This window comes from Amycolatopsis sp. NPDC004079 (assembly GCF_040610415.1).
Lineage (GTDB): Bacteria > Actinomycetota > Actinomycetes > Mycobacteriales > Pseudonocardiaceae > Amycolatopsis > Amycolatopsis halotolerans.
On sequence record NZ_JBEXMH010000002.1, the window covers coordinates 206,226 to 231,888 of the forward strand.

Consider the following 25,663-nt stretch of genomic DNA (forward strand, 5'->3'; position numbering starts at 1 on the left):
CGCGTCCGGAAAGGACATCGTCCGTGGATCCGATCCTGCCGTTGCGCCGCAACAGGAACTACCACCTGCTGTGGACCAGCCAGGCACTGTCCGAACTGGGCGCGCAGATCTCGGTCTTCGCACTGCCGCTGCTCGTCCTGCAGCTGACCGGTTCCGCGGCATACGCCGGGCTCGTCGGCGCCGTCAGCGCTGTCACGCGACTGGTGGTGCTCGTTCCCACCGGCGCTCTCGTCGACCGGTGGAACCGCAAGCACGTCATGCTCGTCTGCGAGGCCGTGCGTGTCCCGGCCTTGGCGGGACTCGCGTTCGGGGTCACCGCCGGGGCCGTGCCTTTCGCCTGCCTCCTCGCTGTCGCCGTGATCGACGGGACAGCGACGGCGATGTTCGCGCCCGCGGAGGAAGCGGCGCTGCCGCAGGTCGTGGCGGAGCATCAGCTGTCCACCGCGGTCGCCGCCAACGCGGCCCGCGGCTATCTCGCCGCGCTGATCGGTCCCGGCGCCGCGGGATTCCTGCTCGCGGCGGGCAAGGCGCTGCCCTTCCTCGCGAACGCGGCTGCCTGCTTGGCCTCATGCGGGCTCATCGGCTTCGTCCGGCTGAAAGCCGGCAGGTCCCGGGAAAGTAGCTCGCTGGTCGACGAGATCCGCGACGGTTTCCAGTGGATCTGGCGGCGGCCCGTGATCCGTGCCGGTCTCGCCGTCGCCGCGGTGGTCAGCGTCGCGTTCAACGCCCTGTACCTGATCGTGCTGACCATCGCCGAGCGAGCGGGCATGCCCGCGGGCCGGATCGGTGCCATCGGGATGATCATCGGGGCCAGCGGCGTCGTCGGCGCGCTGGCGGCTCCGTTCGCGAACAGGGTGCTGAGCCCGCGCACCGCCATCCTGGGGTTGAGCTGGCTGAGCGCCGGATGCACTCCCCTGCTCGCAGTCGTCGACGCCTATTACCTGCTCGGCGCGGTGCTGGCAATCCTCGCGCTTGCCGCGCCCACCGTGCAGACCGGCATCGTCGCCTACCAGATTTCCAGCACTCCGGACCGGCTCCGGGGCCGGGTCAGCGCGGCGCTCGGCCTGGCGGGCGGCGCGGCGGGCGCGGCAGGGCCTTTGCTCGGCGGCGGGCTCATCGACCTGGCCGGGCGGACGGTCGCGGTTCTGACCTGCGCCGGGATACTGCTGCTGGCAGGTGCCGCCGCCACGTTCAGCCGCGCACTGCGGTCATTCACTAGCACCCGGCCCGACCCGGCGGAGGATCGGCCCGGCGCAGCACCGCGCCCCGGCGGCTGATCCCGGCGGGGCGCGAAGCGAACCGGCGCACTCCTTTCGCGCATCGCGAGTCCGATGTGGACACTTGGCCGCTGTCAGTCGGACGCGGCGACGTCACGGGCCGCGACCACCTCGTGCCGCCAGGAGAAGTCGTCGGGCGCCCCTCCGCGCTGGACACCTAAGAGCGCGTCGCGAAGCGCTCCGGTCACCGGACCCGCCGTTTCCCCGCCTCCGACGGTCCACGACCCGTGCGCGCCGCGAACCTCGCACACCGGCGTGACCCCTGCCGCGGTACCGCATGCGAATACCTCGGTGAGCTGCCCGGACTCGCATCCCGCGCGCCAGTCCCGGATGTCCAGCCGGGCCTCTTCGGCGCACAGGCCCAGGGCAGGAGCAAGCCGCAGCAAAGAGTCCCGGGTGATGCCGGGCAACAGGTTTCCGGACAGCGGCGGCGTCACGAGGCGCGCGCCGGCACCGGTCCCGTAGACGAAGAACAGGTTCATGCCGCCCAGCTCCTCGACGCAGCGCCGCCGTACCGGGTCGAGCCACACAACCTGGTCGCACTGATTGCGTTCCGCCTCTTCCTGCGCGCGCAGGCTCGCGGCGTAGTTGCCGGCGTACTTCGCGGCTCCGATCCCGCCCGGTGCAACCCTGCTGTACTCGTCGGTCACCCATACCCGGACAGGCCGCCGCGCCGACCCGAAGTAGCCCTCGGTCACGAAAGCCATGAGCAGGAACCGGTATTCGCGGGCCGGCCGCAACGCGAGCGTGCGTTCGCTGGCGAACAGCAAGGGCCTCAGATAGAGGCTCAGCGAATGGTCGCTCGGCAACCATTCGTGGTCATGGGCGACCAGCGCGTCCACTGCCGACAGGAACAGTTCCTCAGGCAGCTCGGGCATCATCAGCCGCCGCGCGGAGGAGCGCAACCGCCCCGCGTGCGCGTCCGGCCGGAACACGGCGACGGAACCGTCAGGCAGCCGGTAGGCCTTCAGTCCCTCGAAGACGATTTGGCCGTAGTGCAGCCCGACGGTCGCGGGGTCCAGCCGGAGCTGCTCGTACGGCACCAGCATCGCGTCGTGCCAGCCGTCGGAAGTGTTCCACTCGATCGACACCATGTGCTCGGTGAGCGCGGTGCCGAACGCCGTGGACCTCGTCCGCCGCGCGCGCTCGCCCTCGGACAGCGGGCGAGCGACGGGCCGCAGCGCGATGGCTGCCGGGTTACCCGGCATCGCCGTCGCCTCCCTTCCCCGCCATGGCGACCAGGATCTCGCGATCGCCGGTGTAGGGCTTGCGACCGTGCGAGACGAGAAGGTTGTTGACCATCAGCAGATCGCCTTCCGCCCACGGGAAGACGTGCATGGTTTCGTCGTACGCCTCCCGGACCAGTTCCATGTCCCCGTCCGGGATGGCGGCCCCGTCCCCGTAGCGGGCGCCGCGGGGCATGTCCTCCTCGTCGAACAGCTCGGCGAGCGCCGCCCGGGTGGCGGCGGGCAGGTTGGACGTGTGGAAGAGATGGGCTTGGTTGAACCAGATCTCCCTGCCGCTGACCGGATCGGCGATCAGCGCGGGCCTGCGGTGCCGCGTGCGCAGTCCTTCGCCGGTCCACGCGCACTCGATGCCGTGCGCCCGGCAATAGGCTTCCACGGTTTGCCGGTCCTCCGTCTGGAACGACTCCTGCCACGTCAGGCCCATGCCTTCCCGGAACGTCCTGGTGTAGAGCACGCCCTTCTCCCGGAACCGGGTGACGAGGCCGGCGGGCAGCCGGTCGAGCACGGCCCTGCTGTCGGCCAGCGGAGTCTCCCCGCCGGTCTCGGCGGCCTTGCCGCAGGCGAAGAACAGCCAATGCGGGTAACCGTCGGAGTAGGCGCTTTCGTTGTGCTGGGCGATAGTTTGGTTGCGCGGGTACTCGGTGGACGTGTACACCCGGCTGCTCACCTGAGTGCGCGGCGTGGACCGCTCGGTGTAGGAAAGCAGTTCGCCGCCGATTCGGGCGCCCACCGCGTGGAGCAGCTCCGGGCTGTCGACCGCGCCCCGGACCAGGACGGCGCCCTGGGTGCGCAGGGAGCGCATGAGCTCGGGCCGGAATCGGGCGGCCCAGTCCTCGACGTCCAGGCCGCGCCCGCTCGGCTCGTACACCACCACCTTCGTGTGTTCGGTGCCGTCGAGCCGCCCGGTGCAGGCGCCGAGCGTCACCAGCGACTCGGACAACGCCTGTGTCATCTGTTTTCTCCGTCCTCTCGGTGCTGCGCGAACCTCAGCTGTCCATGGCCTCGGCCAAGCTCCTGGGGCGCATGTCGGTCCAGTTGCGGTCGACGTAGTCCAGGCATTCCGGACGCGGGCTCGGGCCGAACACGGCCGTCCAGCCCGCCGGCACGTCGGCGAACACCGGCCACAGGGAATGCTGGCCCTCGTCATTGACGAGGACGCGGTAGTCGGCGTCGTCGTTCTCGAAGGGATTCGACATCTGTTTCTCCTTTTTGGACAGTCCGATCAGGACAATTGGGCGTCATCGGCCAGCTCGCGCAGTTGCTCGGCAACGGTTTCCGCGAGCGCGGCGACTGCGGCCGCGGAGTGCACTTCGCGGGAATACTGCACGGAAATCCGGAGCCTGCGGTCTTCCACGCCGGCGGTGACCTCCACCAGGTGCGACCTCTCGGCGTCCGCGCTCTGCTGATGCGGGGCAGCCGACCACCGGCCGAACGGGCCCGTGTCCTGCCCCTCGGCCTGTTCCCCGAACCGGCCGAGGTAGTTGAACAACACCGGAGGTCGCGCCGCGCCCGCCAGTTCCCCGGCTCCGGCGAGGTATCGCAGAGCGCCGTAACCCACCCCGCGATGGGGTACCTCGCGCAACCGCCGGCCGACCGTCCGGACTCGTTCGCGGGGTGCGGCGCCGCCCGGCGCGGTGAGCAGGACCGGGTAGATCGCGGTGAACCAGCCGACCGTTCGCGACAGATCGACGCCGGGAAGGAGTTCCTCGCGCCCATGGCCCTCAACGTCGACCGCGACAGCGACGGCGCCGGTCCAGCTGGTCAGACCGGCGCCGAGCGCGGTCAGCAGGATCTCCTCCGGCCGGGCGCGGTACCGGCCGGGCGCGACCTTCATCAGCGTCGCGGTCTCCTTCTCGTCCAATTCGACCGCCACCTCGGCCTCGTCCGCCACGAGGTTCCGGCCGGACGGCCGGTCCGCTCTGATTCCGGCCGCCACCTCGGCCCAGTACGCCCGTTCCCCGTCCAGGGAGCCGTTCCCGACATGGTCGCGAAGCCGCGCGGTCCATTCGGAGAACGGCGTCGGCACTGGTTCCAGCTTCACCGGCTTGCCCGCGGCGGCCTGCCGGTACGCGACGTCCAGATCCGCGAGAAGAATGCGCACGGACACCGCGTCCACCGCCAGGTGGTGCACGACGAACAGGAGATCCGGACTCCTTCGCCCGGCACTGTCGAGCAGTACCCAACGAGCTACCGGGCCGTCGGCGACGTTGAGCGACTGCTGCGCTTCGGCGACCGCGTCGCCGGAAGACGCCCGACGTTCCAAGCCCGGGGCGTCCGGCACCGCCACCGGCCGCCGACGACCGTCGGTGCCGGGAAAGTGCGTCCGCAGAGACTCGTGGTGCGCGGACACCGCCGCCACCGCACTGCCGAGCGCTTCGAGGTCAACATCGTCGGCGAGTTCGATCCGGACTGAGGAGTTGTACTGGTGCGGCGCGGAGCCGTTGTTCTCGAAGAACCACTGTTGTGCGGGCGCCAGCGGGACGTCATCCGCTGCCGGCCGCGCGCCCGCCGACAGTGCGTCGACCGGCGCGCCTTCCGCCAGCTGGGCCAGTGCCCGGACGGTCCCCGCCCGGAACACGTCCTTCGACATCAGATTCACCCCGGCACGGCGGGCGACGGCGACGAGCTGAATGCTCAGGATGGAGTCGCCGCCCAGTTCGAAGAAGTCGTCGTCGGCGAACACCTCGTCCACTCCGAGCAGCTCGGAGAACATCCCGGCCAGCAGTCGTTCGCGCTCGGTTTCCGGCAAAGCTCCCCTGCCGGGGCGCGGGGCCGCGACGTCCGGCGACGGCAGCGCCTTGCGATCGACCTTTCCGTTGACGGTGAGGGGAAGTGCCGCCAGCACGACGACCTCCGCGGGAACCATGTACTCGGGCAGGAGCGCGGCAACGTGTTCGCGCACGTCCTCGGAACGCGGCAACGGCTGTCCCGCGCGCGATGCCACGTATCCGACGAGGCGCGGCCCGCCGGGGCCCTCCACCGCGATCGCGGCCACATCGCCGGCTCCCGGCGCCGCGGCCAGCGCCGCCTCCACCTCGCCGAGCTCGATCCGATGGGCCCGGATCTTCACCTGGTCGTCGTCGCGGCCCAGGTACTCCAGCCCGCCGCCGGCGGCCCGCCGCACGACGTCCCCCGTGCGGTACATCCGGGTGCCAGGCCCGCCGAACGGGCAGGCGACGAACCGGTCCGCGGTCTGGCCCGGCTGCCTGAGATAACCTCGCGCGAGCTGCGGTCCGGCCACGTACAGCCTGCCCGTGACACCGGCCGGGACAGGCCGGAGCAGATCGTCCAGGACGTAGGCGCACATGTTGACGACAGGACCGCCGATGGGCACGGCGCCGGGCGGCAGCGGATCCGCCGGTGCGCGGGTGTCCGCCACGCATCCCACCGTCGCCTCCGTGGGACCGTACTCGTTCACCACGGTCACTCGCGGACGCTTGCGGCGGAACGGCTCGAGCGCCTCGCTCCGCAGCTGTGCACCGCCGACCACAAGCTCGCCTTCGGCAAAAGCGTTGTCCGGCAAGGATTCCAGCAATCCGAGATGACTCGGTGTGACCTTGACGAAGGTGATCGGCCAAGCCGGGTCGAGCTCCTCCAGGTCTCCGATGCAGACAGTGCCGCCGAGGGCCGTCGTGGCAATCAGCGTGGTGACGGTCAGGTCGAAGGAGATCGACGAATGCAGCACCGCACCGCCGCGGAGGCCCGGGTACGCATGCCGGCACCACAGCAGGTAGTTGTCCAGCGCCTCGTGGGAAACCACGACGCCCTTCGGCCTGCCGGTGGAGCCGGAGGTGTAAATGACGTAGGCCGCGGCTCCGGGGCCGAGTTCTGCCCGGCGGTCGGCGTCGGTCATCGGCGCGCCCGAGAGCTCCGCCACCGCCCCGCGAGTGTCCGCGCCGGTCAGGACGACGCGGCGGAGGCCGGCACACACCTCCCGCGGCAAGTCGTCCGGACCGCGGGTGACCACGCACACGGGTTCGGCGTCGGTCAGGATCGCCTCGATCCGGCCCGGCGGGTACGCCGGATCGACGGGAACATAGGCGGCGCCTGCTCGCAGCACGGCATGCAGCGCGATCAGGAGTTCCGCCGACCGGGGTGCGCAGACTGCCACGGCTTTTCCGGGACCGGCTCCCAGCGCCACGAGGTGCCGGGCCAGCCGGTTGGCCTGGTCGTCGAACTCGCCGTAGGTCAGGCTCACGCCGCGGGCCACGACCGCGGAACGGGACACACCCGCCGCGAGCCGGTCGGCGAAGCCGAGGACGGCGATGCCCTCCGGCACCGGCAGCTCCCTGCCCGTGCTCGCCGTGCGCACCGCATCCAATTCCGGCGCGGTGAGCATCGACAGACGCCACAGCGGTTCGTCCGATCCGCTTGCCAGCGCCTCCGCCAGCGTGGCGAGATGGCGGGCGAGCCGATCGACCGTCTCTTCGGCGAACAACGCCGTGCTGTACTCGATCGAGCCGTGCAGGAGCCCGTTCTCTTCCCAGAAGTTGAACGTGACGTCGAACAGCGAGTGCTCACGGGCGTAGGGCTGTTCGGAAAGGTCCAGCCCAGGAAGGGAAAACTGCTTCGAGGGGGTGTTCTGGAACGCGATCAGGACCTGGACCAGCGGCGGGCGGCTCAGGTCGCGTTCGGCGACCACTGCGTCGACCACCCGCTCGAACGGCACCTCGCCGTGGGCGAAGGCCTCCAGCACCGTCTCCCGCACCGATTCGAGCAGTGCGGGGAACGCGACCGACTCGTCCACCCGCTGGCGCAGCACCAGGGTGTTGACGAAGAACCCGATCAGGTCCTCGACCTCCGCCCGGTCCCGGCCGGAGCTGAGCGTGCCCAGCGCGATGTCGTGCCTGCCGGTCCAGCGGGACAGCACCAGCGCGGTCAGCGCGGTGGTCGCCATGAACAACGAGGCGCCCAGCTTCCGCGCTTCCCCGGCCAGCGCCGCGGTCGCCGCCGCGGAGAACGCGAAGGGGAACACCGCCCCCGCTGAAGTGCGGACCGGCGGACGCGGATAGTCCGCGGGCAGGTCCAGCGTCCCGACGCCGTCGAGCTTGCTCCGCCAGAAATCCAGCTGCCGGTCCAGCTCTCCGGCGGGGAAGCGTTCGCGTTGCCACACCGCGAAATCCGCGTACTGCACCGCCAGCGGCGCCAGCCCGGATTCGGCGAGGAGCTCGCGCGGATCCCTCTCCCCCGATTCGACCGCGGCCGTGTACAACGCGCTGAGCTCGCCGGCGAGGATCCCCATCGACCAGCCGTCGGTGACGATGTGGTGCATGGTCAGCGCGAGGGTGTGCTCCTGCTCGCCGAGCCGGACCAGGAGCGCCCGCAGGAGCGGGCCGCGGCGCAGGTCGAACGGGACGGCCACAGCGTCGCGCAAAACCCGTTGAAGAGCCTCCGGGCCGGGATCGTCCAGCGAGACGACCGGCACCTCGACCTCGTACGGCTCCGTGACGCGCTGGCTCGGCGTGCCGTCGGCGATGCCGAACGTGGTCCGCAGGGACTCGTGGCGGCGCACGAGCGCCGACAGCGCCGAGGAGAGGGCCCTGACGTCCAGCTGCCCGCTGAGCCGCAGGACGCCGCCGGCGTTGTAGGCGACGGTGTCCTGCTCGAATTCGCTGAGGAACCACAACCGCGCCTGCGCGAAGGACAGCGGCAGCAGCCGGTCCCTGCCCGCGGGCTCGATCCGTGCGGTGTGTCCGGCCGTACGCCCGGCCTCGACCAGCCCGGCGAACCCGGCGATGGAAGGACGGTCGAACAGCGCCCGGACGGGAAGCTCGATCCCGAAGGTCCGCCGGACCCGGGAAACCACCTGCATGCTGAGGATCGAGTTGCCGCCCAGTTCGAAGAAATCGTCCGTGACCCCCACTGCGTCCAGCCGCAGCACCTGGGACCAGATGCCGGCGAGCGCCTCCTCCAGCGCGTTGCGCGGCGCGATCCGCGCCCTTGCGAAGCGCGCCGGATCCGGTTCCGGCAGGGCGGCGCGATCCACCTTGCGGCTGCTCGTCATCGGCAGCGCGGCGAGCGCGACGACCGCGGCGGGCAGCAGGTAATCGGGCAGGGTGCGGGAAAGCAGTTCCCGGAGTTCGGCCGTGCCGGGAGCCGTCGCGCCCTGGCGCGGCACGACGTATCCGACCAGATGCTTCCCGCCCGCCCTGCCCTCGCGGACCGCGACCGCGGCCTGCGCCACGTCCGGATGCGCGGCCAGCGCCGCCTCGATCTCCCCCGGCTCGATCCGGAAGCCGCGGATCTTCACCTGGTCGTCGGCGCGGCCCAGATACTCGACGACACCGCCTGGCCTCCAGCGCACCACGTCGCCGGTGCGGTACATCCGCCCGCCCGGCGGGCCGCAGGGGTCGGCGACGAAACGTTCGGCGGTCCGGCCGGGACGACCCACGTAGCCGCGCGCCAGCTGCGGGCCGGAAAGGTGCAGTTCGCCCGGCACCCCGACGGGGACCGGACGCAGCCGGCTGTCGAGGACGCGGACGCCGGTGTTGTCGACGGGGCGACCGACGACCGGCGTCGGCGACACGGCGAGCCGGCACCACAGTGTGTCCACAGTGGCCTCGGTCGGGCCGTAGAAGTTATACGCGACAACGTCTTCGGCCGCTCTCAACTGCTGCCACAACGCCGTTCCGACCGCCTCGCCGCCCAGCATGACCACCGAGGGGCGGTGCTCCCGCCGGTCGAGCAGACCCGCCGCAACGATTTGCTCGGCATAGGTCGGGGTGAGGTCGACCTGGTCGACGCGTTCCTTCGCCACGTACTCGACGATCGCCTCCGGATCGCGTCTGGTCTCGTCGTCGAGCACGTGCAGCTCGTGCCCGGCGATCAGCCACAGCAGCCCCTCCCACGACGTGTCGAAGGAGAACGCCGCGGTCAGGGCGGAGCGGAGCCGCCCGCCGCCCTTCGCCTCGACCGCGGGCCGGATGAACCGCGCCTCGTGGTTCCGGAAGAGGTTCGCGAGTCCGTCGTGGACGGTCACGACGCCCTTGGGCAGCCCCGTCGAACCGGACGTGTAGATCAAGTACGCCGGGGAGGCCCCGCGCAGCGGCCTGACCCGGTCCGCGTCGGAGGGCGCGGTGACCGGGCGGCCGGCGAGCCGCTGCCGCGTCCTCTCCTCGGCAAGGTCCACGCTGTCCGCAATGGACTGTCCGGCCGGATCTGCTCCGCTGACGAGCACCACCGCCGGAGAGGCGTCGGCCAGCAGGAAATCGACGCGGTCGGCAGGCAGGTCGAGGTCGATCGGCAGGTACGCCGCGCCGGCCTTGAGCACAGCCAAGATCGCGACGACCATCGCCTCCGTGCGGGGCAGGGCGAGCGCGACGACGTCCTCCGGCCCGACCGACCGCGCGATCAGGTCGTGGGCGAGGCGGTTCGCCGCGTGCTCCACCTCGCGGAACGTCCGGCAGCTCGCACCGCACACCAGCGCGACCGCGTCCGGCGTACGGGCCGCTTGCCTTTCGAACACCATGGGAAGCGCGGTCGCGGGCCCTGGCGTCCTGGCACCGTCCCAGCCGCCCAGCAGACGGTCCCGCTCCGCGTCGTCCAGCATCGAGATTTCCGACAGCGTGCGCCAGGGTTCGGCGGCCAGCCGTTCGGCGAGCGTGGTCAGATGCCGGCACATGCGCTCGATCGTGGCGGCGTCGAACAGGTCGGTGTTGTACTGGACCGCCCCGACCAGGCCGTCGCCCCGCTCCCGGAACTCCAGGTCGACGTCGAACTGGGCCTGGTCGCGGTCGAAGAGGTACTCCTCCACCCGAAGATCCTTCAGCTGCAACGGTTCGCCGGGCGCGTTCTGCAGCGAGACCATCGCCTGCACCAGCGGTGCGCGGCTCAGATCGCGTTCGCGGACCACGGCGTCGACCACCCGCTCGAACGGCGCGTCCCCGTTCGCGAACGCCTCCAGCACGTTCTCCCGCACCGAATCCACCAGCTGCGCGAAGGACATCGACTCGTCCACGCGCTGGCGCAGCACCAGGGTGTTGACGAAGAACCCGACGAGCCCCTCTGTCTCGGCGCGGGCACGGCCGGACACCGGCGTGCCGACCGCGATGTCCTGCTGCCCGCTGTACCGGGACAGCAGCAGCTGGCCGAGCGCGATCAGCGTGACGAACAGCGTCGCGTTCCGCTGCCGGGCCAGCGCGGCCAGACCGCGAGCGACCGGTTCGGAGACCGCGAAGAGATGCTGTGCGCCGACGGAGGTGCGGACCGCCGGGCGAGGCCGGTCGACGGGCAGCTCCAGCGCGACGGTCCCGTCCAGCCGCCGCTTCCAGAAGTCCAGCTGCCGGTCCAGTTCCCCGCCGGCGAGCCGGGCCCGCTGCCACACCGCGAAATCGGCGTACCGCACCGGCAACGGAGCCAGGCCGGCACGAGAGAGCAGGTCCGCCGGTCCGGAACCGCCGGACTCTGTCGCGACGCCGTAGAGCGTCCCGAGCTCGCGCTGCAGCACGCCCAGCGACCAGCCGTCGGTGACGATGTGGTGCATCGTGACCGCCAGCACGTGGTCGTCGGCGTCCAGCCGGAACAGCCTGGCCCGCACGAGCGGGCCGGTACGCAGGTCGAACGGCCGCGCCGCCTCGGCGCGCAGCAGGTCGCGCACGGCTTCGTCGCGATCGCTTTCCGGGACCGGCGGAACGTCGCCGACCGGCACCGGCACCGCGAACGGCTCGCCGATCCGCTGGGCCCCCTGCCCCTGAACGGCGTCGAAGGTCGTGCGCAGCGACTCGTGCCGGACGACCAGCGCCGAAAGCGCGGCGGCCAGGGCGCGCACGTCAAGATTCCCGAGAATCCTGAGCGAGCAGCACGCGTTGTACTCCGACCCGCCGGGTTCGAACTCGTTCATGAACCACAGCCGCTGCTGCGCGAACGCCAGCGGCAGCTCCGCGTCGCGGTCCGCGCGCGGGATCCGGCCGCCGGCGCCGCCTTCGGCCAGCCTCGAACGCATCCGGTCCCGGACGTGTCCGGGCAGCGACTCGATCCACTTCCGCTGGAGCGGGTTGTCCTCCACGTGTGTCTCCTTCCCGTCCGGCCCGTTCACCCGTCCTGCTCCAGCTCCGCCAGCACCTCGGCCTCCACCCGGGCCGCGACCCCGGCCACCGTCGGGAACTCGAAGAGGGTCCGCAGCGGCACGTCGACGCCGAACGTCTCCCGGATCCGCGACATCACTCGCATGCCGCGGATCGAGTCCCCGCCTGCTTCGAAGAAGTTGTCCTCGACCCCGGCGGACGTCTCCAGCACCTCGGCCCAGATCCCGAGGAGCAGCTCCTCCGCCGGGGTCCGCGGTGCGACCGCCTCGCCGGCCCCGTTCGTCGCGGAGGCAGGATCCGGCAGCGCGTTCCGGTCGACTTTCCCGTTCCGGTTCAACGGGAAAGCGTCCAGCACGACGATCGCGGCCGGTACCAGGTAACCCGGCAGCCGTGCCCCGAGGAACTCCTTCAGCACCGCCTGGTCCGGCCTCGGAGCGGCCGCGTTCGCGACCGCGTAAGCCACCACGCGCCTGCCGCCCCCGTGATCCTCCCTCGTTGTCACCAGTGCCCGCGCCACGCCGGGGTGGGCCGCGAGGCCCGCTTCGATCTCGCCGAGTTCGACCCGCTGCCCGCGGATCTTGACCTGGAAGTCGGTGCGGGACACGAAATCGAGGTCGCCGCCCGGCAGCCACCTGACCACGTCGCCGGTGCGGTACATCCGCGCGCCGGGCGGGCCGAACGGATCGGCTGTGAACCGTTCCGCGGTGAACCCGGGGCGGTTGACGTAGCCGCGCCCGACGCCGTCGCCCGCCAGATACAGCTCGCCCGCCGCTCCGGGCGGAGCCAGCCGCAGCGCGGAGTCCAGCACATAGGCCCTGGTTCCTCCGATGGGCGTGCCGATCGGCACCGGCCCGGCGCCCGAGTAGTTGCCGTTGACGGTGTACAGGGAGCTGTACACCGTGCCCTCGGTCGGGCCGTAGCCGTTGATCAACCGCACGTGCGGCAGCCGCTCGACGAGTTTCGCCGCGTGCGACGGGGAAAGCGCCTCGCCGCCGGTCATGATCAACCGCAGATCGGACAGCACCGAAACGTCGCTGTCGATCGTTTCGTGCAAGAGCCCGGTCGTGATGCAGACCGAGGTCACTTTGCCGGCGCGCAGGAATTCGCCGAGTTCCTGCGTGGACACCGCCCGGGCGGGGAGCACGGCGAGCGCGGCGCCGTTCGGCCACGCGGTCCAGATCTCCAGCGAACTCGCGTCGAACGAGACGCTTGCCAGCTGGCCGACCACATCGTCGGCGGTCACCGCCAGCTTCGGGTCGGCGGCAACCCGGTACAGCCCGCGGTGCGGCAGCGCGACGCCCTTCGGGCGCCCGGTCGAACCCGAAGTGAAAAGAACGTGCGCGAGGTTGTCAGGACGGATGGCGACCGCGGGCGCATGCTCCGGTTGCGCTGCGACCGCTTCGCGCTCGGCGGCGAGGCACACCACCGTCGCGGCCGTCCCTTCCAGGACAGCGGCCCCGTGCTCGTCGGCGAGCACCAGCCCGGCTCCCGACTCCGCGATCATCAGCGCCAGCCGTTCCGCCGGGTACTCCGGGTCGAGCGGGACGTAGGCCCCGCCCGCCTTGAGCACGGCCAGCAGCGAGACGAAGAACTCCATGCCGCGGCCGAGACACAGTCCGACCCGTGCGTCCGGCCGCACCCCGAGCCCGACGAGGCGGTGCGCCAGCCGGTTGGCCCGGACGTCCAGTTCCGCATAGCTCATCCGGTCCCCGGCGAACACGACCGCGGTGGCATCGGGCCGCTCTGCCACCCGCGCCGAGAACAGCTCGGTGAGCGTGGTCCCGTCTCCCGCCGGCGCGCCGCGGCCCCATTCCCGCAGCAACCGCTCGCGCTGCGCGGCCGTGACAGTGTCCACATCGGACAGTTTCCCGGCAGTGGCGGACGCGACCGCCTCGGCGTGCAAGAGCAATTGGTCGCGCATGCCTTCGACGGTGCTCCGGTCGAACACCCCGGGGTCGTAGAGGAGCTGGAATTCCAGGGTGTCGCTGACGTACGCGGCGAGGTTGAGCGAATAGTTGGTCGCCTCGACCGCTTTGACCTCCTCGACAATGAGGCCGGACGAGGCGGCCCGGTCGACGTCGATCGGGTAGTTGGCGAACACGACGATCGTGTCGAACAACGGCCGGCCGGCGGGCAGCCCGCTGAGCGCCTGGATCCGGGTCAGCGGCAGACAGTCGTACCGGCGCGCCCGCACCTGGCCCGCCTGCAGTTCCGCCAGCCACTCGGCCACGCCCAGCGACGGGTCCATCCGCGCGCGGACGGGCAGGGTGTTGATGAACACCCCGATCATGTCCTCCACGCCCGGCAGATCAGCCGAACGCCCCGACGTCGTCGCACCGAACACGACGTCGTCCTGCCCCGCCCTACTCCACAACAACAACGCCCACAAACCCTGCACAACAGAGTTCACCGTCAACCGATGCCGCCGCGCGAAACCAGAGAGCCGACCCGACAATTCGGCGGGCAGCCGAACGCTGACCCTTGCCGACGAACTCGCCTGGTCCGGACGGCGCGCCAAGCGGTCGCCCGGCACCTCGACCGGCACGGCGAAACCGGCCAGTTCGGACTTCCAGAACTCCTCCGCCGCGGGAACATCCCGCCCCCGCAACCACTTCGCCTGCACCGCCAACCCGCGACCACCCGAAACCGCCGGCACTTCCCGACCGTCCCGGCGAGCCGCGTAATCAGCGAACACCAACGACAACACCCGAGCCACACTCCACCCGTCCAGCAAAACGTGATGAAACGTGAACAACACCCGAACCCGGCCACCGCCGACAACCGCCAAACTCAACCGCGCCAACGGAACCTCATCCAGCGCAAGCCCCCGCTCCCGATCCCCAGCCACCAACGCGCCCCAGCGCCCCTCCTGCACATCACCGGGCACACCACGCCAATCCTCGACCGCGACCGGAAGCGCCACCTCGGCATGCAGCACCTGCACCGGCTCCGGGACGCCCTCCCACACCACCCCCGCCCGCAACGCCTCCACCTCACCGAAGACGTGCCGCCACGACACCGCCAGCAACTCCGCGTCCGCCACCCCGCCGGCCACGAACGTCAACTGCTCCACATAGGACCCCGGCGAAGCCAGCGCGTGGAAAAGCATGCCCGCCTGCATCGGCCCGAGCGGGAGGATGTCGGCGACCTTCCCGGAACCCGCGATCCGGTCGACCGCGGCCTGGTCGAGCGTCGCCAGCGGGAAGTCCGACGGGGAGCTGCCGCCCGCCGCCGGGTTCTCGCAGTACGCGAGGAAGTCTTCCAGCTCGGCGACGAACCGGGCGGCCAGCTCGGTCATCGTCTCGCCGGAGAAAGCTCCCGCCTGCCAGCCCCATTCGACCAGAAGCCTGCCGCCGACCACTCTGCTCACCACGTCGATCCGGTGCGCCTTGCGATCAAGCGGGCTGTGCTCGCCGCCGAGGGACGGCAGCAGCGCGCGGTACAGGCCGCTGCCGCCGACCACGCCGTCGAACTGGCCGAGGTAGTTGAAGCTGATCTCGGGTCGCACGGTCCGGCCGAGATCCCCGGCCGGCGAGTCCGGATCGCCGAAACAGGCCAGCGCGCCGTGCCCGATCCCGCGCGCGGGAACCGCGCGCAGCTTCTCCTTGACAGACCGCATCACCGCGCCCCAATCCGATCCGGCCCCTGCGTCGACCGCCACCGGGTAGATCGTGGTGAACCAGCCGACCGTGCGGGACAGGTCGACGCCGTCGAAGATCTCCTCGCGGCCGTGGCCTTCGACGTCCACCACGACCTGGTCCCACCCGGTCCAATCGCCCACCACTCGGCCGAGGATCGCGAGCAGCACCTCGTGCGCCCGGACGCGGTGGACCGCCGGCGCGGCGCGCAGCAGCGCACGGGTCTGTTCCACCGGCAGCTCGGCCGACGTCACGACGAGCCGCTCCGGATAGACAGCCTCTCCCTCGACCGGCAGCGCGGTCGGCAGCCCGGCGCCGACGGCGGACCAGTACGGAAGTTCGTCGTCGAAGCCCCCGGACTCCACGTGGGCGCGCAGCCGGGCGGCCCAGTCCTGAAACGATGTGGTCTTCCCGCCGAGTCGCACCGGATCGCCGGCGAGGGCCAGCCGGTACGCCGCGGCGAGGTCTTCCAGGAGCACCCGCCACGACACCCCGTCCATCACCAGATGGTGAGCCGCCGCCAGCAGTTGCGGGTCTTCCCCGCCCAGGCGGAACAGCACGAACCGGACGAGCGGGCCGACCGCGAGGTCGAACCCTTCCTGCACCTCGCCGGTGGCTTCCCGCAGCGCGGTTTCGCGCGCCGTTCCCTCCAGTTCGGACAGATCGCGCACCTCGAGCCGGACCGTGTCGTCCTCGGCGAGAACGTGCTGCCGCCAGCCGGACCCCGTGCGCTCGTACCGCGTGCGGAGCGCATCGTGCTGCCCGGCGAGCACGGTCACCGCCGCGGCGAGCGCCGTCTCGTCCACATCGGACTCGACAGCCAGCCGCATCGCCATGGCGAAGTGGTGCGGCGCCACCCGGTGATTCCGGAGGAACCATCGCTGGACGGGCGTCAGCACAACCGGCCCGGACACCGGCGGGTGCTCTGCCGCGGCGGTTTTCCGCGACCCGGCGTCCAGGCCGGCGGCGAGCGCGGCAACGGTCTGCCGGTCGAAGACGTCCTTCGGGGTGAGCTCGATCCCGGCGGCTTTCGCCCGCGACACCACCTGGATGCTGAGGATGGAATCCCCGCCGAGGTCGAAGAAATTGTCCTCGGCTCCGACCCTCGCCACGTCGAGGACCTCGGCCCAGATCTCGGCGAGCGTCTCTTCCGCCGGCGTCCGCGGCGCGGTGTAGCCGGCCGTCGCCGGGTCCCGGGGCGCGGCGTCCGGCAACGATGCCCGGTCCACCTTCCCGTTCAAGGTCAGCGGCAACGTGTCCAGCACCGCGAACCCGGCGGGAATCAGGTGTCCGGGCACGGAGCCGGCGAGGAATTCCCGCAGCCGCGCGGGCTCCAGGTCCGCGGCACGGTTCCCGGCCGCGGGCGACACGTAGCCGACGAGACGACGGCCGTCGCGCACCACGACCGCCGCTTGGCCCACTGCCGGGTGGCGGAGCAGCGCGGCCTCGATCTCGCCGGGCTCGACGCGGTGCCCGCGCACTTTCACCTGCGCGTCCGCGCGTCCCGCGAACCTCAGCTGACCGTCCGCGTCCCACCTGGCGAGGTCGCCGGTCCGGTACATCCGGGAACCGGGCGGGCCGAAGGGGTCGGCCACGAACCGCTCCGCGGTCTCCCCCGGCCGGTTCACGTATCCCTGTGCCACGCCGCTCCCGGCGACGTACAGCTCGCCGACGACGCCCTGCGGCAACGGCCGCAGGAAGCGGTCGACCACGGCGAGGCGGACGTTGTCGAGCGGCCTGCCGATCGGCGGGTCCTCGGCGGCGCCGGGGTCGAGCGGGTCGCTCGCGGTGACCGCGATGCTGGTCTCCGTGGGACCGTAGAAGTTGATCATCGCGCGCCCGGCCGCCCAGCGGGCCGCCAGCGCACCGCTCACCGGTTCGGCCCCGACCACCAGCGTGCGCAGGTGCGGCAGTTCGGCTTCGGGCAGGGTGCCCAGCAGGGCGGGCAGGATCGCCGCGTGCTTGATCTCGTGCCGTACCAGCAGGTCCAGCAACTGCTCGGCCGAGCTGGCTCCGGGCGGAGCCAGGACGAGCGTGCCGCCCGTGGCGAGTGCCGACAACACCTCGAACACCGACGCGTCGAAGCTCGGCGAGATCGACTGCAGGATCGTCTCGCCCGGACGCACGTCCATCCGGTCCGAGTAGACGGTGCACAACGCCGCCATTCCGCTGTGCGTCACCTCGACGCCCTTGGGACGCCCGGTCGAGCCCGACGTGTAGACGATGTACGCCGGCTGCCGCGGATCGACGGCGACGTCGGGGAAGGCGACCGGCGGCCCGTCCAAGTCCAGCGTGTCGATCTCGAGCACCGGGCGGCGCGCTGCCCCGATGCCCGCCCGGTGCGCGTGCCCGGTCAGGATCACCGCCGGTCCGCTGTCGGCGATCATGTGAGCCAGCCGGTCCGCCGGGTATTCCGGGTCCAGCGGGACGTACACGGCACCCGCGTGGAAGACGGCCTGCATGGCGACGAGCCATTCGGCGCTGCGGCCGAACGCGACGCCGACACGGTCGCCCGGACGCACCCCCTGCGCGAGGAGATGATGCGCCAGCCGCGCCGCCCGCGCGTGCAGCCGGGCGTAAGTCAGCTCGCGATCACCGTCGACCACCGCGCGCAAGTCCGGGGTGCGGGCGAGCTGTGCCTGGAAAAGCTGCGCCATCGTCCGCGGCCGGATCTCCCGGTCCGCCCGGCCCCACTCCTCGAGTACGCGGCGGCGCTGTTCTCCGTCCACCAGGTCGAGCCCGCCCAGCGTCAACCGGTCGCCGTCGGCGACCGCGGCGGCATGCAGCACCAGCTGGCTCAGCATCGACCGCACGGTGGACCGGTCGTACGCCCCGGGGTCGTAGGCCATGATCAGCTCGAGCTCCTCGCCGTCGTAGGCGAGCAGGTTGAGCGGGTAGTTGGTGTCTTCGAAGGCGGAAACGTCCCGCAGGCGCACCCCGAGTCTTTCCACCGCGCGGAGGTCGATCGGGTAGTTCTCGAACACGACGATCGTGTCGAACAACGGCCGGTCGGCGGGCAGCCCGCTGAGCGCCTGGACTCGCGTCAGCGGCAGACAGTCGTGCCGACGCGCCCGCAGCTGACTGGTCTGGAGGCCGGCCAGCCAGTCGACGACCGGCGTCCCGGGGTCCATCCGCACGCGGACGGGCAGGGTGTTGATGAACACCCCGATCATGTCCTCCACGCCCGGCAGATCCGCCGAACGCCCCGACGTCGTCGCACCGAACACGACATCGTCCTGCCCCGCCCGACTCCACAACAACAACGCCCACAAACCCTGCACAACAGAGTTCACCGTCAACCGATGCCGCCGCGCGAAACCAGAGAGCCGACCCGACAACTCCGCCGGGAGCTTCGCTCCCAGGCGCGCGGACGAACGCCCTGCGGACGGCCGGTCGCGCGGCACGGCAGTGGGGATCGCCCCGGCCAGTTCGGACTTCCAGAACTCCTCCGCCGCGGGAACATCCCGCCCCCGCAACCACTTCGCCTGCACCGCCAACCCGCGACCACCCGAAACCGCCGGCACTTCCCGACCGTCCCGGCGAGCCGCGTAATCAGCGAACACCAACGACAACACCCGAGCCACACTCCACCCGTCCAGCAAAACGTGATGAAACGTGAACAACACCCGAACCCGGCCACCGCCGACAACCGCCAAACTCAACCGCGCCAACGGAACCTCATCCAGCGCAAGCCCCCGCTCCCGATCCCCAGCCACCAACGCGCCCCAGCGCCCCTCCTGCACATCACCGGGCACACCACGCCAATCCTCGACCGCGACCGGGAAAACCACCCCGGCATGCAGCACCTGCACCGGCTCCGGCACTCCCTGCCACACCACCCCCGCCCGCAACGCCTCCACCTCACCGAAGACGTGCCGCCACGACGAGGCCAGCAACTCCGCGTCGGCCACCCCGCCGGCCACGAACGTCAACTGCTCCACATAGGACCCCGGCGAAGCCAGCGCGTGGAAAAGCATTCCGGTCTGCAACGGGCCCAGCGGCAGCGTCCCCGCCGGCGCCGCGGCCGCCGCCGGCGGGGCCGATCGCCGCTGTTCCACCGCCGCGGCCAGCGCCCGGACGGTCTGCCGGACGAAGATGTCCTCCGACGAGAGGACGATCCCGGCCCGGCGCGCTCGGGAGACCACCTGGATGCTGAGGATCGAATCGCCGCCGAGATCGAAGAAATTGTCCTCGGCTCCGACCCGGTCCAGGCCGAGCACACCGGCCCAGATCCCGGCCAGCGTCCGCTCGGCCCGGGTGTCCGGTGCGGCGTACCGCGCTCCGCGCACCGCGATCTCGGGCAGCGCCGCCCGGTCGATCTTTCCGCCGGCAGTCAGCGGCAGCGTGTCCAGAACAAGGAATCCGCTGGGAACCAGGTATTCCGGCACGATGCCCGCCACGTGCTCCCGCAGCGAAGCGGCGTCCAGGCTGGCGCCCGCCCTCGGCACGACGTAGGCGGCCAGCCCGCGGCCCCGCGCGAGCACCAGCGCTCGCGCCACCCCCGGATGCTCGGCCAGCACAGACTGGACCTCGCCGGGTTCGACGCGGAAACCGCGGATCTTCACCTGGTCGTCCGTGCGGCCGAGGAACTCCAGCTGCCCGTCGGGGCGCCAGCGCGTGCGGTCGCCGGTGCGGTACATCCTGGCCCCGATGCCCCGGAACGGATCGGCCACGAACCGGCACGCGGTCATGCCCGGCAGGTTCACGTACCCGTTCGCCAGGCCTTCCCCCGCGATGTACAGCTCGCCCGCGGCGCCCGGCGGCACCGGCCGCAGCCACCGGTCCAGGACGTACACCCCGGTGTCCGCGATCGGGGAGCCGATCGGCACTGCGCCGTCGGCGAGGTGCTCCGGCCGCACCCGGCAGACGGTGGCGAAGGTCGTGGTCTCGGTCGGCCCGTATCCGTTGATCAGGGTGACGCCCGGCAGCCCGATCAGCACCTCCCGGCAGTGCTTCGCCGACAGCACGTCGCCGCCGGCGAGCAGATATTTCAGTCCGCCGAGGACTGTGAGGTCCGCGTCGACCATCTCGTGGAACATCCCTGCGGTGAGCCAGAGCGTGGTGACACCGTGGCTCGAGAGGAACGCACCGAGTTCAGGAGCGTCAAGCGCGCCAGGCGGAGCGACGGCGAGCGTGCCTCCGTTGAGCAGCGCACCCCAGATCTCGAAAGTCGCGGCGTCGAAGGACACCGACGCGAGTTGTGCGACGACATCGTCCGCGGTGAGCTCGTAGCCAGTGGTCTCGCACACGACCCGGTGGACCGCCCGGTGCGGGGTCATGACCGCCTTGGGCGTACCGGTCGACCCCGACGTATAACTGAGGTACGCCACGGAATCCGGGGTGATGACCGCGTCGGCCGGCGCGGTGTCGTTCGCCGCGATCGCGGCCCGGTGCGCGTCGACGAGGACGCATTCGAGACCGTCGTCGGCGCGAGCCCGCCGGTCTGTCACCATCAGCGCGAGACCGGCGTCGCGCATCAGGTGCTCCCGGCGAGCGGCCGGATACGCCGGGTCGATCGGCACGTATGCCGCACCCGCCTTCAGGATTCCCAGCAGCGCGACGATCAGCTCGGCACTGCGGTCCAGGCAGAGGCCGACCCGGTCGCCGGAACGCACGCCGAGGGAGCGCAGGTGGCGAGCGAGCTGGTTGGCCCGCGCGTCCAGTTCGGCGTAGCTCAGCCGGATGCCCGCGCCGGTAACGGCCACGGCATCGGGCGCGGCCGAGACCCGCGCGCCGAACAACTCCGGAATCGTTCGCGGCACGAGGCCGCGGCCGGTGTCGTTCCGCTCGGCGACCAGCGCCTGAACGTCCTCTTCGGACAGTGGAGCCACCTGCGCCATCGGCCGGTCCGGCGTCTCGGCGAGCGCGCCGAGCAGAGCGGCGAGATGCGTCGCGAACCGCCGTGCTGTCGGCTCGCCGAACACGTCGGTGCTGTACTCGACCGAACCGATGAGCCCGGCGCCGTCCGGCCAGAACTCGAGCGTCAGGTCGAACAGCGCGGCCCGCCGCGGCAGGGACACCGGCCCTGTCTCGACTCCGGGCAGCCGCGGCGGACCGGACGGGGTGTTCTGCAGCGCCAGCATCACCTGGATGAGCGGGTTGCGGCTCGGATCGCGCTCGGGCAGCACGGCGTCCACCACGCGCTCGAACGGCACCCGGTCGTGGGCGACCGCCTCCCGCACCGTCTCGCGGCAGGCAGCGGCGAACTCGGCGAAGGCAACCGACTCGTCCACCTCGGAGCGCAGCACGACGGTGTTGGCGAAGAATCCGACCAGATCGGCCAGCTCCGCCCGGTTCCGCCCCGCCTCGACCGTGCCTATCGCGATGTCGGCCTGCCCGGACCAGCGGGACAGCAGCACCTGGACGGCAGCGGCGAGCGGCACGAACAAAGTGGCGCCGAGCCGGTGGCCGAGCTCGGTCAGCCGCTCGACCACGCCGGCCGGCACAGCGAACAGGCACCGGTCGCCTGCCGAGGTGCGCACCGCGGGACGCTTGCGATCGGTGGGCAGATCCACCGGGGCGACCCCGTCGAGCCGGTGGCGCCAATACTCGAGGTGTTCGTCCGCCACGGGTCCGGTGAACCGGTTTTCCTGCCACGCGGCGACATCCGCGTACTGCAGTGCCGGCTCGGGAAGGCCCGCCGCGTCGATCGTCCCGTCCTTCGCGGACGCGTACAGGACGCCCAGTTCCCGCGCGATCACATGCATCGACCAGCCGTCGGCCGCGATGTGGTGAGCGGTCAGCACGAAGATGTGCTCGCGGGGCCCGATCCGGGCCACCAGCGCGCGCAGCACCGGACCGGTGCGCAGATCGAAAGGGGCCGACGTTTCCGCGGACAGCTCCGCCTCGAGATCCGCCGGCCGGGCGCGGAGATCCACGACGCGCGGGCGGAGCGGCGCCACCGGCCCGATCACCTGCGTGAGCCGGCCGTCCTGCTCGGCGAAGGCGGTGCGCAGCGGCTCGTGCCGGGAAACCACTCCGGTCAGCGCGGCGCCGAGCGCTTCGATGTCCAGTTCGCCGGTGAAGCGGAATCCCGTGGCACAGTTGTACGCGGCGCCCGAGGGCTCGAGCGAATGGAGGAACCACAGCCGCCGCTGCGCCGAGGACGCCGGCAGCGGCCCGTTCCGCGCCACCGGCCGGATCGGCACGAGCTCTTCCGCCGTCATGGCGAGCTCCGTCAGGTGCCGCGCGTAGCCCGTCACTGTCGGATGGTCGAACAGGGCCGACTGCCCCGGCCGGATCCGCAGGCCGCGCTCTACCTCGAAAGCCATCCGCAACCCGGAAACGGAGTCGCCGCCCAGTGCGAAGAAGTCGTCGTCGACACCGATCCGGTCGAGACCCAGCACCTCGGCCCAGATCCGGGCGAGCGCGGCCTCCTGCTCGGTACGCGGACGCGCCGTCCCGGGCGCGGCGGCCGGGGCCGGCTCGGGAAGCGCCGCCCGATCGACCTTTCCGTTGCGCGTCAGCGGGAATCGCGGCAACACCAGGTACGCTGCCGGAACCATGTGCCGGGGCAGGAGCCCGGTCAGGTGGTCGCGCAGCTCTGCCGGGTCAGGGGCGTCCCCGCCGGGTACGCAGTAGGCGACCAGCCGCTCGCGCCCCTCCGCTCCCGAAAGCGTGACCACGGCCTGAACGACCTGAGGATGCGCGGCGAGCGCGGCCTCGATCTCGCCGGTCTCCACCCGCTGGCCGCGCACCTTGACCTGGTGGTCGGTGCGTCCGACATATTCGTACGCCCCGCCCCTCAGCCGCCGCACCAGATCGCCCGTGCGATACATGCGCGCGCCGCGCTCCTCCGGGTCGGCGACGAACCGCTCGGCGGTCAGCGCGGGCCGCCCGGCGTAGCCGCGGGCAAGTGCCGGCCCGGAAAGATAAAGCTCGCCGACCGAGCCCTCGCCGACGGGCCGGAGGCGGCCGTCGAGCGCGGCGACCCGCACGTTGTCGATCGCCCGGCCCAGGTCCGGCTCCGTCCCGGCCTCCGGGTCCAGCGGGCCGTTCAGCAGCACAGTCACCGTGGCTTCGGTCGGGCCGTAGGCGTTGAACATGCGCCGGGAAGGGGCCCAGCGCGCGACCAGCTCCGGCGGGCACGGTTCACCGCCGACAGCCAATCCCCGCAGCCCGGGCAGGTCGCGCACCGGCACAGTGGCCAGCACCGACGGCGGGATCAGGAGATGCGTGATCCCGGCGCCGCCGAGCAGCTCCGCGACAGCCTCGCCGACCAGTTGCGCCGGACTGGCGGGCACCACCAGCGTGGCTCCGGTGAACCAGGCCTGCGCGACGTCGGCGACAGACACGTCGAAACCCGGCGCCGCGAACTGCAGCACCCTGCTGTCCTCGTCGATCGCGAGGGCCTCGGCGTGCGCCGCGGCCAGATTCGCCACGCCCCGGTGGGAAACGGCCACACCCTTGGGGGTGCCGGTGCTGCCCGAGGTGAACAGGACGTAAGCCAGATTGTCCAGCCCCAGCGCGACGTCCGGCGGCTCCGCGTCCCCCGCGGTCCCCACCGGCACCGTTCCGCCGGTCGCGGCAAGGCCTTCGGGACCGCTGCCGTCCCGCACCAGCAGCCGGACGCCGGCCTCGCCGATCATCGTCTTCAGCCGGGGCAGCGGGTGCCCGGGCTCCAGCGGCACGTACGCGCCGCCGGCTTTGAGCACTCCGAGCATGCCGACGAACAGGTCCGGACCGCGCTCGGCGCACACCCCCACCGGGGTGTCCGGTCCGGCGCCGAGCGCCGCGAGCCGGCGGGCCAGCCGGTTGGCGCGCCGGTCCATCTCGCCGTAGGTGAGCACGACGCCGCCGCAGTCCACCGCCGGATGTCCGGGACGGCGCGCCGCCTGCGCCTCGAACAGGCCGTGCAGCGTGCGTTCGCGGGCGTCCGCGAAGGAATTGCTGAGCGATGTCACGTCGAGACCCCTCCAGCTGTCGAAAGAGAACTGACCGGCACGTTTTCCGGCAGCAAGGTGCGGCCGCTGTACTGCAATGCCTGGATCCGCCCGGAATCCGCATTTGCCACAAATCTTCCGAGAAACACCGGGGAGCCTTTTCGCCGAACCGAGAACGTCAGATTCTCGCGTGGTTCGACCGGCTCGCGAACACCATTGGGCAGCCTGATCGCCACTCCGGATTCGCCCGCTTCCACGACCACCGCGAGATCGCCGTTGCGGTAGACCCCGGCGCATTCGGCGAAGCTCCGCGCGGAACCGGCGGGCGGCAGCGGAGGACGGTGCGCGCCGACGGGGATTCCGGCGCGGGCGAGTTCGCCGACCACCTCGTCCCAGAGCGCCTGTCCGGTCGACGAATTGGCGACCAGCGCGACCGCTGTGCCGTGGCGGGGATCGATGCGCAGATGACAGGTGGCGCCGTCGAGAGCGCCGTCGTGCCCGGCCCACCGGTGACCGGGCGGACCGTAAGCCGCGAGCCCGAGGCCCCAGCCGTCGGCGAGGCCGAAAGGTTCGGCCCCGGGAACCGGGCACGTCATCCCGGCGAGCGAGGTCAGCCCGGCCGGCGGCTGCCTGCCTTCCAGGCACAGCAGGCCGAGCCGGACCAAGTCGCGCGCGCTTCCCGCCAGACCGCCCGCAGGACCGGACCCGGGGTCGGCGGCGCACTCGATCGACCGGGACCGGCCGGCGGCCCGCACGCTGTGCCCGAACGCGCGCAGGCCCGGTTCGGCGGCGGACGTCCCCGGAAGCAGGCCGGCCCGGCCGCCCAGCGGATCGAGCAGGCAATACCGCATCGCCTCGCCCCACGGCAGCCCGGTCGCCGCCTCGATCACCCGTCCGGCGAGCGCGTAGCCGACGTTGGAATACGAGAACGCGCCCCGTTCCGGCCACGGCGCTGTGCCCGGAACGGGGTGCGAGGCAAGGAATCCGTCCAGCCACTCGCGCAGCGACCGCGCGGGCGCGTCGTGGTCGGACGGCAATCCTCCGGTGTGCGAGAGCAGCTCGCGGAGCGTGACCGACAGAGCGGGATGGCCCGCGGACCGGACGGTCGAGGCCAGCCACGACCGGACCGGACGGTCGAGGCCGAGGTCGCCCTCGGCGGCCAGGCGCCAGGCGAGCGCAGCGGTGAAGACCTTGGTGACCGACCCGTAGGCGAACGCGGAACCTGGGCCGACCGGGCGTCCGGAACCGAATTCCTCCTCGCCGAATTCCCAGCATGCCGAGGCGCCGTCGTGGAACACGGCCAATTGTCCGCCGACCACCGCGCATTCGCGAGCAAGCCGGTCCATTTCGAGCATTCCGGCGAAATCTCGGCGCCGGTCGTCCGCCCATACCCCCAACAACGACAGGACCCCTCTCCCCAGGCCGCGGTCAGCACACCGCCGGCGACGAGCGCGCTGCGGCCGGATGACCGATCGCCGAATAAGATTCTTCAGCAGGGAGAGGCGGTGCCACTACGCTATTAAGCGATGTATAGAACACGCAGATCAGCCGTGCGCCGGCGCGCGGGCCGCCGCGGAAGGGCGTCCGTTCGAGGGA

The 25,663-nt window shown here is 71.6% G+C and carries 7 protein-coding genes; 1 reads left to right on the forward strand and 6 read right to left on the reverse strand.

The window, feature by feature from the left end:
- The first annotated feature begins 23 nt into the window (after positions 1-23).
- Positions 24-1,277, forward strand: a complete 1,254-nt coding sequence (locus ABZX37_RS02960) for an MFS transporter (RefSeq protein ID WP_354735377.1) — start codon at positions 24-26, stop codon at positions 1,275-1,277.
- Positions 1,278-1,351: 74 nt separating this feature from the next.
- Here the strand turns inward: ABZX37_RS02960 and ABZX37_RS02965 are convergent, their stop codons facing one another.
- From ABZX37_RS02965 to ABZX37_RS02990, 6 genes are read right to left on the reverse strand one after another with little or no spacing between them, the layout of a single operon-like run.
- A complete protein-coding gene (locus ABZX37_RS02965) occupies positions 1,352-2,485 on the reverse strand; it encodes a branched-chain amino acid aminotransferase (protein WP_354735379.1) in 1,134 nt (377 codons plus the stop codon).
- Positions 2,475-3,476, reverse strand: a complete 1,002-nt coding sequence (locus ABZX37_RS02970) for a TauD/TfdA family dioxygenase (protein ID WP_354735380.1) — start codon at positions 3,474-3,476, stop codon at positions 2,475-2,477. The genes ABZX37_RS02965 and ABZX37_RS02970 overlap by 11 nt, the downstream gene beginning before the upstream one ends.
- Before the next feature lie 34 nt (positions 3,477-3,510).
- Entirely contained in the window at positions 3,511-3,720 is a 210-nt protein-coding gene (locus ABZX37_RS02975) for an MbtH family protein (protein ID WP_354735382.1), read from the reverse strand.
- A gap of 26 nt (positions 3,721-3,746) precedes the next feature.
- A complete protein-coding gene (locus tag ABZX37_RS02980; protein WP_354735383.1) occupies positions 3,747-11,528 on the reverse strand; it encodes an amino acid adenylation domain-containing protein in 7,782 nt (2,593 codons plus the stop codon).
- A gap of 26 nt (positions 11,529-11,554) precedes the next feature.
- Positions 11,555-24,088 (reverse strand): amino acid adenylation domain-containing protein, encoded by a 12,534-nt coding sequence (locus ABZX37_RS02985; protein WP_354735385.1) that lies wholly within the window; start codon positions 24,086-24,088, stop codon positions 11,555-11,557.
- Positions 24,085-25,422 carry a serine hydrolase domain-containing protein gene (locus ABZX37_RS02990; protein WP_354735387.1) on the reverse strand — a complete coding sequence of 446 codons (1,338 nt, stop codon included), beginning with the start codon at positions 25,420-25,422 and terminating at the stop codon, positions 24,085-24,087. Before ABZX37_RS02990 ends, ABZX37_RS02985 begins: the two co-directional genes overlap by 4 nt.
- Positions 25,423-25,663: the final 241 nt, after the last annotated feature.